This window comes from Pseudoflavonifractor sp. An187, from assembly GCF_002160275.1.
GTDB lineage: Bacteria > Bacillota > Clostridia > Oscillospirales > Oscillospiraceae > Enterenecus > Enterenecus faecium.
In genome coordinates this window covers 51,669-65,543 of sequence record NZ_NFKG01000001.1, presented here as the reverse complement: position 1 = coordinate 65,543, position 13,875 = coordinate 51,669, and the positions used below count along the sequence as shown (strand labels likewise).

The 13,875-nt window shown below is 53.1% G+C and carries 12 protein-coding genes and 1 tRNA gene; all 13 read left to right on the top strand.

What is annotated here, in order from left to right:
- Window positions 1-23: 23 nt before the first annotated feature.
- The 13 genes from B5F22_RS00350 to B5F22_RS00285 all read left to right on the top strand — a co-directional run bounded on the left by B5F22_RS00350 (window position 24) and on the right by B5F22_RS00285 (window position 13,816).
- Entirely contained in the window at window positions 24-686 is a 663-nt protein-coding gene (locus B5F22_RS00350; RefSeq protein ID WP_087230251.1) for a hypothetical protein, read from the top strand.
- A gap of 730 nt (window positions 687-1,416) precedes the next feature.
- Entirely contained in the window at window positions 1,417-1,728 is a 312-nt protein-coding gene (locus B5F22_RS12175) for a hypothetical protein (protein ID WP_158096558.1), read from the top strand.
- Between the two features lie 47 nt (window positions 1,729-1,775).
- Window positions 1,776-1,860 (top strand) — tRNA-Leu (locus tag B5F22_RS00340).
- A gap of 343 nt (window positions 1,861-2,203) precedes the next feature.
- Window positions 2,204-2,878 (top strand): hypothetical protein, encoded by a 675-nt coding sequence (locus tag B5F22_RS00335; RefSeq protein ID WP_087389588.1) that lies wholly within the window; start codon window positions 2,204-2,206, stop codon window positions 2,876-2,878.
- A 278-nt stretch (window positions 2,879-3,156) separates the two neighbouring features.
- The gene (locus B5F22_RS00330) at window positions 3,157-4,671 is read left to right on the top strand and encodes a SpaA isopeptide-forming pilin-related protein (RefSeq protein WP_143482138.1); all 1,515 of its coding nucleotides are present in this window, start codon (window positions 3,157-3,159) and stop codon (window positions 4,669-4,671) included.
- 15 nt (window positions 4,672-4,686) lie between these two features.
- Entirely contained in the window at window positions 4,687-6,627 is a 1,941-nt protein-coding gene (locus B5F22_RS00325) for a SpaH/EbpB family LPXTG-anchored major pilin (RefSeq protein WP_087389584.1), read from the top strand.
- Entirely contained in the window at window positions 6,614-7,477 is an 864-nt protein-coding gene (locus B5F22_RS00320) for a class C sortase (protein ID WP_087389582.1), read from the top strand. The genes B5F22_RS00325 and B5F22_RS00320 overlap by 14 nt, the downstream gene beginning before the upstream one ends.
- Before the next feature lie 998 nt (window positions 7,478-8,475).
- Window positions 8,476-9,108, top strand: coding sequence for a DUF3267 domain-containing protein (locus tag B5F22_RS00310; RefSeq protein WP_087230267.1), 633 nt, complete (start codon window positions 8,476-8,478; stop codon window positions 9,106-9,108).
- Between the two features lie 78 nt (window positions 9,109-9,186).
- Window positions 9,187-9,369, top strand: a complete 183-nt coding sequence (locus B5F22_RS00305) for a DUF6440 family protein (protein WP_087230270.1) — start codon at window positions 9,187-9,189, stop codon at window positions 9,367-9,369.
- A 124-nt stretch (window positions 9,370-9,493) separates the two neighbouring features.
- A complete protein-coding gene (locus B5F22_RS00300; RefSeq protein WP_087389581.1) occupies window positions 9,494-10,375 on the top strand; it encodes a class C sortase in 882 nt (293 codons plus the stop codon).
- A complete protein-coding gene (locus B5F22_RS00295; protein WP_087389579.1) occupies window positions 10,372-11,562 on the top strand; it encodes an antirestriction protein ArdA in 1,191 nt (396 codons plus the stop codon). Before B5F22_RS00300 ends, B5F22_RS00295 begins: the two co-directional genes overlap by 4 nt.
- Window positions 11,563-12,657, top strand: coding sequence for a DUF4314 domain-containing protein (locus B5F22_RS00290; RefSeq protein ID WP_087389577.1), 1,095 nt, complete (start codon window positions 11,563-11,565; stop codon window positions 12,655-12,657). It abuts the gene before it with no gap.
- A complete protein-coding gene (locus B5F22_RS00285) occupies window positions 12,650-13,816 on the top strand; it encodes an antirestriction protein ArdA (RefSeq protein ID WP_087389575.1) in 1,167 nt (388 codons plus the stop codon). Before B5F22_RS00290 ends, B5F22_RS00285 begins: the two co-directional genes overlap by 8 nt.
- The last annotated feature ends 59 nt before the right edge of the window (window positions 13,817-13,875 follow it).

Sequence of the window (13,875 nt, the reverse complement as noted above, 5' to 3'; positions counted from 1 at the left end):
AGTGAAGAAAGTGCAGGTGTGGTATGGAAAGTCAGATGACAAAAGGGCATTGCTATCTCTGTGGCGCAATCGTTGCAAAATCGGGTTTTTTGAAGCATTTTTCCTCCAGACATTCTGGCGGGGAGGAAGCGGAGAACCAGAAATGTGTCCTCCTTAAGGTGGAGGACGCCGAGGATAAGGTGTATTGGCTGTACCTCGATATGCCGCTGACCTCTACGCTTAAAACGCTGGATACTTTTTTGCGGGAGATCTGGCTTGAGTGCTGTGGGCATATGAGCGCATTTTATCAACGCGGCGGGGTGGAGATAGGGAAGAGCACAAAGCTGGAGCGCATTCCGACCGGTTCCGTTCTCTTTTACGAGTATGATTTCGGCAGTACGACAGAGCTTCGGATTACGTTTCTGCATCCTGTGTCCCGTCCCAAACAGCGCAAGGCTGTCCGTTTGCTGGCTCGGAATCTGCCTTTGCTTTTCGAGTGCGGACAGTGCGGCGAGGCGGCGGATTACGTCTGCTGTGAATGTGACGCGATGGAGGAGTACCCGTTTTTCTGCGAGAAATGTATGGCGTCCCACGAGCACGAAGGATGCGCACTGCCCGTGGTCAATTCCCCAAGAATGGGCGTATGCGCGTACTGCGGGGAATACGATGTATACGAGTATTCGGACGGTACCGAAAAAGAAGGGTGAAAGAGCAGCGCAAGCAGGATGTGCTGTCTGCATCTATCCTTCTCAAGCAAAAACGAGATATCAAAAGCGACAGGAAAAACTCCTGTCGCTCATATAAGCGGGTATGATGGAATTGGCAGACGCGCTGGATTTAGGTGCTGTCACCTCAGTGAAGAATTATTCATTAATCAGGTAAAAGCAGGCATGGCCTGTTTTTACAGATGCGGATCAAGCGCAATACTCCGCCTCGGGCATCCCCTCTCCGAGTAAAAATAGAGGGAAACGAAATATGTTAGTCCCACACCCCTGCAGTTTTGTGAACCGCAAATGGGAGGTTGGTGCTTATGTTATTCTATATGAAGTATGCAGTTTTGTGGATGCTTGTGCTGGTAGCTCTGTGTCTATGTGCCGTGGTGGTCATGCTGGTTATGCAAATTCTGTTTCGGCTCCAGCTGGACTCTGTCGTTGGCATTGGCATCCAGGTTGGGTTCACAGCGTGGTTGCTTATGTCTGTCTACATGGTGATTCGCAAAACTACCCGAACAAAAAAATAGGAAAATTGAATATGCGGGCATGATGAAATTGGTAAACATACGGGATTTGGGTAATGTTATTTGAGTGATCGGATATGGAGGTTAGAATGATAATATATAAATATAATTCTAACTGCTATCACTGCGGTAATGATGTAACTTATTTCACATATCTTGTCTTTCGAGAATATGACATAGATGTTACGTTCCCTCTAGATATGAATATGGTCAGATGGATTTACGCAGAAATGCCCTCACATAAGGAAAATCCGTATTTCGATGATAATTCTTTAGCCCTCAATTATCCAATAAAACTGTTAGGTGATGATGAGAATCTCGATTCAATTGTACTAAAAAGTGGAAATTTCCCTTATATCAGCTTAGTAAAATCAAGTTATGTCTCCGTTCCGTATGCAGCAAACCACTGTCCTCACTGTAACGCCTTCTTAGGTAATTATCACCTGCGCGAAGATGTTACCGACAGGTATCTGAGGCCCAAACTTGATATGGTTAAATATTGCGAAATTTAAGAAAGCTTTTTATAAAAAGCGGTGATTTATATCCGCCGCTCATATATGCGGGCATGATGGAATTGGTAGACATGCGAGATTTAGGTTCTCGTGCTTTCCGGCGTTGGGGTTCGAGTCCCCATGCCCGCACCATGTTATCCAAACACTATAGATGCCGTAGGCGCAACGCCTACGGCATCAACCGTTTCCGGGATTTTTTCTCTCAAAATTTCACCGAAAATTCCATAGATGCCAACGGCCTGTTTCCCCCGACTGGTGGGACTCGAACCCCCTCTTCCCTGCCGTTGGCACAGATATAGGCAAACAGCGCCCTTTTTGAACAAAGCAGTTTGAAAAAGGACGCTACTCTTCTCCAAATAGAATATACAGCGTTTCTAGGCGTCAATTTGTTGGTCGTGACTGACCATCAGATTGGCGCCTTTTTTCATTTCCAGCAAAATTCAAAAAGGGCGCTAAGCCCAAGGAGGTAATCAAAATGGATCGAGCAGTATTTTTTCAGGAGCTACGCAGAGTCCTTCAGCGAGAAGGATTCACCACCCAAGCAGGACAGGATAGTCTGTTACCTGTGGAGTGGGATGGCCACCCTCTTTGCAGGATCACAGAGGGCGGCGGTGTACGCTACCGACAGGAGGATGTGGCAACTTTGGAACGGGAACAGGCCTGTGAGCAGGCAACCCATCTGGCCGGTACAGCGAGGGAATACATGACGTTGCTGGAGCAGGCTCCCCCCTTGAGGGCACAGGGACTGACCGGAGACTTTCGAGTTCTGGCCGACTTCAACGGGACTGTGCTGGCTGGGCACCAGACCAAATTCGGCATCCACTTTGTCACCTGGGACCGGGACTTCCGCTGGACAGGTCTCAACTACGGCCACTACTTTCAAGACAATTACCTGGCTGCCAAGCAAGACTTTGCTATCCGTTCCGGCCTTGTCCCCAAGTACCAAGTTTTCAATCAGGAACAACTTACCGAAATCTTTCATTGCTGCGCTGATACCCTAAACACCAACCTGAACCTGTCTCCCAAACAGGAGGCATGCATCCGGGGTATTCAGGATCAGATTGAAAATGGCATACCCGATGTTGTCGATCGCATCAAAGAGCAGGAACAGCAACTCGCACAACCTTATATCCCCCAGCAGACCATGTGAAATTGCGTCGGAGTTCTAACCAAGACTCCGGCGCTTTTTCTATTTCGGCGAAAGGAGGACATTGCCCATGCCCCATTACTTCACACGGGATTCCCCTCTATGATAGCGAGGAACCCGGATCACTTTTACAGAGATGAGACAGATCATTTCAATTCAGAAGGGACGTGATACAAGTGAAACTCATCCAACGCATCCTTACCACAGCTCTGTGCGGTGCTCTGTGTCTCGGGGTATTGCCTGGAGCAGCGGCACCCCCAGAAACGCAGCCATCCCAAGAGGTGGTGACAGAGGCAGCTGAACCCACCGTTGAGGCTACCACAGAGGAAGCAATGCCCCTGCTGGCCACCATGTCGGCCTGGTCTCCCGGTGAGGTGGTCAACACCTGGGAGGGAGAGCCCTACACCTCCATCACCGGCCATAAGTACGCTCTGTTAAAATTCAGTTTCATGCGTTATTACACTGACGGCAGTAAAAAGATTATGACGGCAACCCAAACCAGCAGCTATACCAACAACAAGTACTATGTGGGAGACACCCTGGCCTACTGCATCGAGTCCGGCAAAGCCTTTGACGGAGGTGACTACACCTCTGGAGAAGCTGGTACATCAGACTACCTCAAGTTGCTCTCCCCCACAGCCCGTGAAGGTATCATGCTGGCCATGCTCTACGGCTATAACCCGGAAAACCCCAGCTATATGCCCACCGAAAGTGAGGTGGGATGTGCCTTCAACGTGGACGACTTTGCTTTTGCCACCCAGATCATCATCTGGGAGGCCCAGAGCGGCATCCGCACCAGCCCTACATCCATTTCCGATCTATCCTATGGGGGCAAAACCATCGAGGCAGACAACTATGTGAAGTGGATCGAGGGACATCCGGCTAAGAACTGCTACAACTGGATGCTGGACCAAATGGCTGAACATCGAGTGATTCCCAGCTTTGCCAGCACGGATGTGGGCCTCAATATGGCTCACAGCATGCAGTATGATGCCATCAGCGGTAAATACACAGTGACCCTCACAGATACCAACAACACCGGCTGTGACATCACCTTTCCCTCTACCAGCGGGATTACCGTCTCCCGTCAGGGAAACACCTATACCTTCTCCACCACCCAGGAGATCACCGATCCCGTTACCCTGACCGTGCGAAAGAATGTTCCCCAAAATACAGGAGCCCTGCTCATCTGGTCCAACGGCGTGGGCCAGACCTTAGCCACCGGAGTCCAAGACCCGGTGGTTTTTTATTTACAGCTGCGCACCCAGCCGTTGGGGATGCTCACCATCCACAAGTCCGGGCAGGGAGACCAGGACCTTTCTGGGGTGAAACTCCAACTGCTGGATAACCAGGGAAACGTGGTGACCTGGAGCCAGCAGGAGGATGGACGCTATGCCGCTCTGGTGGTGCAGGGCGGCCAGTTTGTCCCTGGGCAAGGTACCGACACCCTTATCACCGATGAGAAAGGCCGGGTGGAGTTGGTGAACATCCCCTTTGGCACTTACACCCTGCGGGAAATCCAGACAGAGGAAGGCTATCAGCTTCTGCCCCAGCCCGTCACCATCACCCTGCCCTATGGGGTAGCCGGAGCCAAGGACATCACCAGTGATGAGGTGTACTACAGCAATGGCACCAACTACTACTACCATCTCACCTACGACCTGCGCAACACCCTGGTGTATCGCCTGCCCGCCACAGGAGGCTATGCCGTCTGGCTGATGAGTGCCGGACTGGCCCTGGCCTTCCTGTGCGTCACCGGGCTGGTTGTGTATAAAAAACATCAAATTAAACACTGAGGAGGACAATGAATCATGAAACAGAAGATGCATCGCTTTACCGCCATGGGTCTGGCCCTGTGTGCCGCCCTTGGCCTGTCCGGAACGGCCCTGGCCTATACCCCCCAGGATGCCACCATTGACTACGGACGTACCGCCAGTCTCACCGTCACCAAGTATGACCTCACCGCCGCCACTCAGGCAGGGGTAAGCACCGGTGGGCTGGTGGCCACTGGCAAGGAAAATCCCGAGGCGGAGACCATGCTCCAGGACTACACCCTGGGCGGTGTGGAGTTTACGTACCTGCGCCTGGGGGGCATCGACATGTATTCCGACCAAAATGCTGCCAATGCCACCCTTCAGGTCATCTGCGGGGTGGACAACGAAGATGTGCGGGACACTCTGGGGCTCACCTCGGAGGACGTGGTGAAAACCGAGGATGGCATCCCCTGGTATACCTCTGATACCCTGATCGACGCTTTGGAGGAACAGCTCACCGCCAACCGCCGAGCCACCAAGGATGCTCTGGAGGCGGAGGCCAACCAGAGTGGCACCGCCATGCCTCTCACCGATGACATTACCGGCACCACTTCCGTGGACGGCCTGGACCTGGGCCTGTATCTGGTGGTGGAGACGGAGGTGCCGGAGAATGTCACCTCCACCGTCAACCCCTTCCTGGTGTCCCTGCCCATGACGGACACCCAGACCTGGGACGGCTGGTTCTACGATGTCCATGTCTACCCCAAGAACGAGACCGGGAACCCCACCCTGGAGAAAGAGGTGGCAGACCTGGCCCACGGCATCAGCTTCTCCGGCGACATCGACGGGCTGGGCTACCGGGATGTAGCCACCGGCAGCACCGGAGATGTGATGGGCTACCGCTACCTGTCCACCTTGCCCACCATCACCTCCAACGCCACCCAGCTCACCCAGTACCGCTTCGAGGATATTCTCTCTCCCGGCCTGGAGTACAACCAGTTTGACGTGAAAGTCTGCTGGTACGAGAGCTATGAGGCGGCTCAGAAGGACTACACCGTTGCCACCCCCAACACCCCTGCCACCCAGGGTGCCACTGCTGTGGAGATCTGGGAGTGCAATGAGAAGGGACAGGGTACATACTTCGATGTGTCCTATATGAGTGGCAGTGACGGCTCCACTATGATGACCCTCCAGTTCAACGAGGCTGGTCTGGAACGCATCAATACCCCCGTGGACAACAGCCAGCAGGAAGGCCGCTACTCCGACTGGACCTGCGTGGTGTACTACACCGCCAAGATCAACAGCACCGAGGACATGATCCTGGGTGACGAGGGCAATCCCAATACCGTCACCCTCACCTGGGAGCGCACCAGCCAGGACTATATTGACACCCTCACCGACGAAGCCAAGGTATACAGCTATGGCATCCACCTCACCAAGAAGTTCTCCGCCGGAGGCACCAACTTTGATGCCGTCCAGTTCATTGCCCAGAATGTGACCAACGTCACCGGCAACTACTATGTGGTGGCAGAGGCCAACCCTGCAAAGGGTGTGTACTATGCCACCGGCACCACCACCAACGTGGACGAAGCCACCCGCATGACCCCTAATGAGACCGGCCACCTGTATCTGTATGGTGTGGAGGAGGACACTTACCAGCTTACTGAGACCCAGACCGATGCTGGCTACACCCTGCTGGAAGATGTGATCACCGTGGACATCGACACCAAGTACACCCCCGGTGTGCAGGTGGGCTCCCTCACCGCCACCGCCACCGTGGACGGCTATTCCGCCACCATGGAGGCCATGGGGGACAGCGGCAATGCCCTGGTTCCCCTGACCGTCCTCAACACCCGTGGCTTTGATCTGCCCGAGACTGGCGGCAAAGGCACCATGGTGACCACTGTGGTAGGCATCGTGCTGGCCAGCGGGATGCTCACCGGGTGTATCGCCCTTCGCTACTGGAAGCGGAAGGGTGAGCTGGATGAAAAGAAGTAAAGCTCCTCTTTTGTTGGGGCTGGGCTGTGTGCTGGCTATGGGGATGATGCTCTACCCCATGGCCAGCAACTGGCTTTCGGGGCAAACACGCTCCCAGGTCATCACGGAGTATGAGGCAGCTGCGGAAGCGCTGGACAACCAGGACACCCAGGTGGCCCTGGAGCTGGCCCGAGACTACAACCGAGAGCTGCTGGAGCAGAGCTGCTCGGTGGCCGGATTCTCTGTCTCTGGTGCGCCAACCCCGGACGAGACAATACTAACTGCCCTGGACCCCACCGGAGGCGGGATGCTGGCCACCCTGGAGATTCCCGCTATCAACGTGATTCTGCCCGTGTACTACGGCACCCAATCCACTACCCTCACCGCTGGTGTGGGGGTGGTGGAGGGCAGCTCCCTTCCGGTGGGAGGGGAGGGAAGTCATGCGGTTTTGGCAGGCCACAGCGGCCTAGCCTCATCCCGGCTCCTCTCCGACCTGGATCAGCTCACACAAGGAGATGTGTTCTTCCTGCGTGTACTGGACGAAACTCTGGCCTATGAGGTGGATCAGATTTCCGTGGTGCTCCCCGATGACGTGAGCCAGATCGGGATTGACCCCAACGGGGACTATGTGACCTTGCTCACCTGTACCCCCTACGGGATAAACTCCCATCGCCTGCTGGTCCGTGGTGCCCGAACAGAGTGGACAGCGGAGGACTCAGCAATTCCAGCTACAGAGACCACGAACCACGAAAGCAGTTGGTGGAGGGAATACCGTATGGGACTGTGCATCGGGTTTGGTATCTATCTTGCTATGTTGGCGATAGCTGTTCCCATTGGCGTTTGGAGGTTCACTCGTAGGAAGAAAGAATAGGAAGTCTGACTGGACCGCAGGAAAAAGGGTTTACAGCACAAAGGGTTTATAGTACGATGATAGAAAAGTCAGCATTTACGAACGAAAAATGGAGGACAACTAATAAAACATAATGGGGGATATATCATGAGATGTGAAAGTTTAGGCGCTTTGGTTGGTAGTCTAATTGGCACAGTCGGGACAGGAATTGCAATCTATTTTACAGGTAGCATTTGGTCAGCGGTAATCGGCTTTGCTGGGTTTCTTTTTGGCATGAAAATAGGGAGCATATTCGATAAGCAAAAGTGATTTCCTCATGTGTGGGCAATACGACATGAATATTGTGAATATTGCCCGTATGTGTGTCCCAAGCGGTTATTACCTTACCATATCAGTTTTATTTGTTCTCTAAAACCGTAAAGAAAAAACGAGATAGAGTGCTCACGCTGTAAGGCAGATATGTTTGCAGCGGATATGGATGATATTCCGATAAAAACTATACTTCAGCTATGGAGGGTGGAAGCTATGAAAACTCAGAACCAATGCCTTATACTTAGCACCGTTTTCCTGTTGGCCTTTGTTTGGAATGTATTGTGTTTGTTCGGGTTTCTGCCATTGAAATTTTATATTCTTTCCTTGGTAGTCGTAGTGTTAGGAAATTTCTTGAATATCATGATAGCTTGTCGCACCACCGAACAGGAGTCGCATAAGAATAATAAGAAAAATATTCCCGTATTCGTTATGTTCCTGTGCATTGCTGTAGCGTGGTTGACTACACTGATTGCATGCATCGTATATCCTCGATAATTTGGAAAAAGGAACTGGATTTCATGGGGAAAGCAGTTGGTGGAGCGAATACCGCACAGCTCTGTGCATCGGATTTGGCATCTACCTTGCCATGCTGGCCGTGGCTGTCCCGGTGGGTCTCTGGTGGGTTAAGCGGAGGAAAGCAGTTTACAGCAAGAGTAGTCTGTGATATTCTAAGGCAAACACCAATCTCCAATCAGGAGGAAAGGGTAATGCAAAAACAGGAACGTAAACTAACGCATAAAGAGCAGGAACGAAAAAAACGATTGGAACAGATTTCCCAAAAAATGAGTGCAGATGGTTATCGTAAACGGGACCTGACTGTGGGGGTTATTTTCGCCAATGTCGTGGGGCCTCTGATGATGCTGCCATTCTGTGTGATTGTTGGAGTAATATATCTCTGCACCAAATTTTCGGGAGATCTTTTGTCTTTTCGTATCGGATGGAGCTTCTTTCCTCTGCTTGTCGTCTTGATTGTTCTGCATGAGGCGATACACGGGCTGACGTGGGGGATTTTTGCAAAAGGACACCTTAGGTCGATATCATTCGGAGTGATTTGGAGTGCGCTTACCCCATACTGCACTTGTGGGGAACCGTTGAAAAGATGGCAATATGTTCTTGGGGGATTGATGCCAACATTCATTCTAGGATTTGGAATGGCCGCTGTTTCTGTTGCCTTGCAGTCTGATCTGTTGTTTCTTCTGTCTGAAGCCATGATCGTCGCAGGTTGCGGAGATTTCCTGATTGTCTGGAAACTATTAACGTACAACGCAAGTGGAAAAGACGTCATGTTTTATGACCACCCCTATGAATGTGGCACTGTGGTATTTGAACGTGAGAAATGAACTCAGGGATAACCTGGACATTACCCGTGTTGTATGTATCGGTCATTCTGAGTGACATGGAAAAAGGAGATGGATTTCATGGGGAAAAAAGAACGATTTGAAGTGGTCTATTCCCAAGGCATGGCTAAGGGTATGGAAATTTGGGTGGACAAGGAAACCGGTGTCAACTATTTGTTTAGCCATTCCGGGTATGCAGGAGGATTGACCCCCTTACTAGATCGAGATGGAAAACCTGTTATTTCGCCTATTGTCAAGGAATAACGTAAACTGAACAGACTTGCTTTGAGCAGGAAATCTTCCGAGATTTCCTGCTTTTTTCTTTGCAACAGAAAAGGAGTGGATGAAATGAATTTGAAAGCGAATTGTCCCCAGAAGCAGTTACGGCATGGCTAGATGGCTGCTGGGACTGGCTCTGGCGGTGGATTTGGTGCTGATGGTAATTCTCTGCCAGCCCATTGCTGCACCCATGGTGTATGAGCAGACGGCGAAAGAGGAAGTTGCCGTGGTGGAGCAGGGACAGAAAAAGCCAGGGATTCACCAAGACCTGAGAGAAGCCATGGAGGCGTACAACCTCCAGCTGTCCCAGGATCAGTCCGGCTTGGACAGTGTAGACAGCTATGAAGCACCGGGGTTGAACTTAGAGGACTACGGAATGGAAGTCGATGATGCCGTAGGCTATTTAGAAATCCCCGCCATGGATGTCACCTTACCTCTTTATCTGGGGGCCTCTAGAGCGCACATGAACGATGGAGCGGCGGTACTGGGTCAGACCAGTATGCCCATTGGGGGAAGCTCCACCAACTGCGTCATTGCCGCCCACCGGGGCTGGAATGGAAAAGCCATGTTCCGGGATGTGGAGCTGCTTCAAGAGGGAGATCTGGTGTACCTCACAAACCTCTGGGAGACCCTGACCTATCAGGTGACGGGAATCTCTATCATCTGGCCCGACGAAGTGGAGGCTGTGGCCATTCAGCCGAGCCAAGACATGGTGACCTTGCTCACCTGCCACCCCTATATTGTGGGCACCCATCGGTATTTGGTGTACTGCCAGCGGGTGGAGGACGAGGCTCCCATCCAGCCAACTACCACGACCACACCCGATGTGCAGCAGGAACAGGCGGAGGTCTCCCAACCTGCCATTCACACGGAAAAACACTTGCAGGTATTCGCACTAGGGCTGAGCATTTGTACCGCTGTGGTGCTGATTTACAGCATGATAACCACCAACCCAACAAAAAATCGAAAGACAGGTGATAAAAAGAAGTGACAAAAGCAGTATTGCGCAACAGCAGCCACCCGGAATATGGCGTTGTCTCCATCCCCCTCCCCATCCCTAAAGAACAGTACGACGGCTGCACCGAACTGCTGGAAGCGCTGGAAATGGGAAACGCCACCCGCCATGATTGCCGTGTGGAGGAACTCCACACTCCCTGGCCGGTTCTGAATCAGCTGGAGGGAACCCAGGTGAATCTGGACGAGCTGGACTATCTGGCCAAGCGGCTGGACAGTTTCGATCGTGGCGAGGTGGCACAGTTCCAGGCCATGGCTGAGAAACTGGGCCTCACCAGCCTGAAAGACTTGATTAACCTATCCTTCTGCTGCCAGCAGGCCACCGTCATCACGGACTTTTCTGACCTGGAAGCCATAGGTCGTAACCACTACATGAACACCCACGGCGGATGTGCCAGCACCGAGGAGTTGGGGAATCTGGATGGTGAAGAAACCGCAATTCTTCTGATGGAAAGCACCCCAGCTACCGTCACACGTTACGGTGTGGTCTACGACAACGGGATACAGCTGGAACAACTCTACGACGGCAAGCATCTCCCCTGCTACATCCACGATGATACTGTGCTGTCCCTGGGGCTAATCTCCAAGGGGGAGCCGGAGAACACCAAGAATACCACCACCTGGCTCTACCTCCCCGCCACAAAGAAGCAGCTGGAGCGTGGTATGCTTCGCTCTGGCATCCAAGACCCGGAGGATATGTGCTTTCAAGTAGGGAGCAGCGAATTCCCTATGGAGGTGGACGTAGCACTGGATTTCAAACAGGAAAGCATCTTCGACCTCAACGACCTGGCATGGGCTGTGGCCAGACTTGACCGGGATAACCTTCAAAAGCTGGGGGCTGTGGTAGCCTTAGCTAAGCCAGAGAATGCCAGCCAGATCCGCTGTCTGGCCGAGAATCTGGATTTGTTCCAGTTTGCCCCCGGCGCCCATACCCCTGCAGAGTACGGAACATTCATGATCCAGCAGTCCGGCCACTTTGAGTATGACCCCAATCTGGACGAGTTCTATGACTACGAGAAGTACGGCCTGCAGCACATGAATCAAGAGACCGGTGCATTTACCGACCGGGGATATGTGGCCTACCACGGCACGGTGAGCCTGGAGGTGCTGACGATGGAAGAAACACACCAAGAAGAACAAACTTTTCAGATGGGAGGAATGTAAGTGTCAGTTCCAAAGGAATGGCTGAATTTCCTGCGAGAGCAATTCCCCGCAGGAACCAGAATTAAACTCAGAGAGATGAAAGACCCCTATACCCAGCTGGAGCCGGGCAGCACCGGCACCCTGGACTACATCGACGATATCGGCCAGTTCCACATGAAGTGGGACAACGGCAGTGGCCTTGCCCTGATCATTGGAGAGGACAGCTTCTCCGTGATTCCACCGGAACTCACCACCCTGAAGCTGTATATGCCCCTGACAGCAGACCTGTACACTCGCAACGAGTACGGCGACATAGAGGAGGACTGTACCCAGCTGGATGGCAAAATGCTGCGTGGCTACGAAGGTGACATTCTCAGCGCTCTCACCAAATACCGTATGCCGGAAGAAATGGAACGTGGACTGATGCACTGGTACAGCGAAGATGACAGCGTCAACCGGAAAGTCCAGTCCGCTGTGTTCACGGTCGAGGATCGAGACGGCCAGCTCTGGGGTGTTGCGGAATGCCGTGTTGCAGGGGCCCTTACCCCGGTGGAACTGTCCAACCTAAAGGAGTACATCTCTGGACAGGCATCGGATGGCTGGGGCGAAGGATTTGAGCAGCGGGACATCTGCATTGGTGACGACGAGCTGTATGTCCATCTGTGGAGCTTCGACGATTGGAGTATCCAGACGGAGGAGGAGCGCTTCTCCCCCAAATTGGCAGAGGGACTGCCGGAGATGTGCTACTCCACCCTGCCCACTACGGGCCAGCTGATTTGCATCAAACGAGGTGAAACCGGCTACCACCCCTCGGAGTGGGACACCGGCGACAAAGAGCGGAATGTGGAGCTGGCCGACCAGCTCAACGAGCACCTTGGCGTAGATATGTGGCAGAGACAGGCCATGGAGGTGGGCAGTCTGTGCGGCTGGGATGTCCCCGGCGCAGACCCTGCCAAGTATCAGGAAGACTATGTACAAACCGGGGCCCCCGCCGAAGCCCAGCGCAGCGGGTTTGGTGGGGAAAGGAGTTCCGGCGAAATAAGTGAGCCTTGTCCCCAGGACAAGGCGAAGGATATGGAGCACGGAACGACGCTGGGAGGGATGACCCTTGGATAATGCGTTCTGCATTGCGCTCTACGGAAGAAATAATCAATACAGCTGCCTGGAGCTTCCGGCTACCTACTACCAGCTCCAGGATGCCATGGATAAGCTCCAAATGGCCCCTGGTGAAAAACCGGACCTGGAACTGCTCCATCCGGGAGCCTTTCCCTTTCTCCATGACCATCTGAGCTCGGACTGTGACCTCTACCAGCTCAACACCCTGCTAACCAGGCTGGAGGGGCTGAGTGACATGGAAAAGGCCGTTTTTGAAGGACTGGTCCAGATGGAAGCCGCCAAGGACTATGGTCCCATCCCCCTCTCCACCCTGCTGAATCTGGCTTACAGCACGGACTGCTGTCATGTGGTGGATGCCGTTACAGATCATCAACTGGGCAAATTCTATGCTGAAAATGGTTTTATTCCTGAAGTAGAGGATGTCTCCGATTCCATCTTTGACTATCTGGACTTTGCACAGCTGGGCCGAAAAGCCCGACAGGAGGAGGGCGGTGTCTTCGTCAGCCATGGCTATGTGACTCAGCACACGGACCTCAAGCAGGTACATGACAGCCTGGTCGTAGTTCCCAAGCCTCCCTCTTACGCCATTCGCCTGCTGGTGGCCAAAGGTTCTAATCAGCAGGAACCCAAGGTCACTTTGGAACTCCCCGCCACACAGAGTCAGCTGGACCGTGTGCTGGAGGAGCTGGGCGAATCTGCCTCCTGGGATCAGGTGGTCTTCTGGACCGAGGACAGCGCCATTCCCGATCTACTGGAGAACCTGGAGTGCAACGACATCCAGGATCTGAATCATCTGGCAGAGGCCATCAAATGCCTGGAGCGGTCTGGACAGCTCACCAAACTCAAAGCAGTCATCCTTGCCACCGACTGCCACGAGGTCGTCGCCGCCGCTCGCATTGCGGAAAATCTGGACGACTACCTGCTCCAGCCCGACCAGCGCAGTCCCAAGGAGGTGGCACTCCAGAAGCTGCACACCATCTTGGATGAGCAAACCCTTTCCATGCTGCAAGAGCACGTCAATCTCAACGCCTACGGCAGAGACATCCTGAATCATGGCAATGCAGTCCTGACTCCCTATGGACTGGTGGCGCGAGAAGATGGCGAACCCCTCCTCTGCCCTACCTCTGACCCTAAACTGGGAGGGATGCAGATGCAGTAAACCGTAACCCTCTCATATTCCCAAACAAAACACACAGGGGCCGTACCCGAAAGGGACAC

What these genes read in the sequence shown, in the direction of transcription:
- B5F22_RS00310 (WP_087230267.1), top strand. Translation starts at nt 8,476, where the DNA reads ATGCAAAAACAGGAACGTAAACTAACGCATAAAGAGCAGGAACGAAAA.
- B5F22_RS12175 (WP_158096558.1), top strand. Translation starts at nt 1,417, where the DNA reads ATGAATATGGTCAGATGGATTTACGCAGAAATGCCCTCACATAAGGAA.
- B5F22_RS00305 (WP_087230270.1), top strand. Translation starts at nt 9,187, where the DNA reads ATGGGGAAAAAAGAACGATTTGAAGTGGTCTATTCCCAAGGCATGGCT.
- B5F22_RS00350 (WP_087230251.1), top strand. Translation starts at nt 24, where the DNA reads ATGGAAAGTCAGATGACAAAAGGGCATTGCTATCTCTGTGGCGCAATC.
- B5F22_RS00335 (WP_087389588.1), top strand. Translation starts at nt 2,204, where the DNA reads ATGGATCGAGCAGTATTTTTTCAGGAGCTACGCAGAGTCCTTCAGCGA.
- B5F22_RS00320 (WP_087389582.1), top strand. Translation starts at nt 6,614, where the DNA reads ATGAAAAGAAGTAAAGCTCCTCTTTTGTTGGGGCTGGGCTGTGTGCTG.
- B5F22_RS00325 (WP_087389584.1), top strand. Translation starts at nt 4,687, where the DNA reads ATGAAACAGAAGATGCATCGCTTTACCGCCATGGGTCTGGCCCTGTGT.
- B5F22_RS00300 (WP_087389581.1), top strand. Translation starts at nt 9,494, where the DNA reads ATGGCTAGATGGCTGCTGGGACTGGCTCTGGCGGTGGATTTGGTGCTG.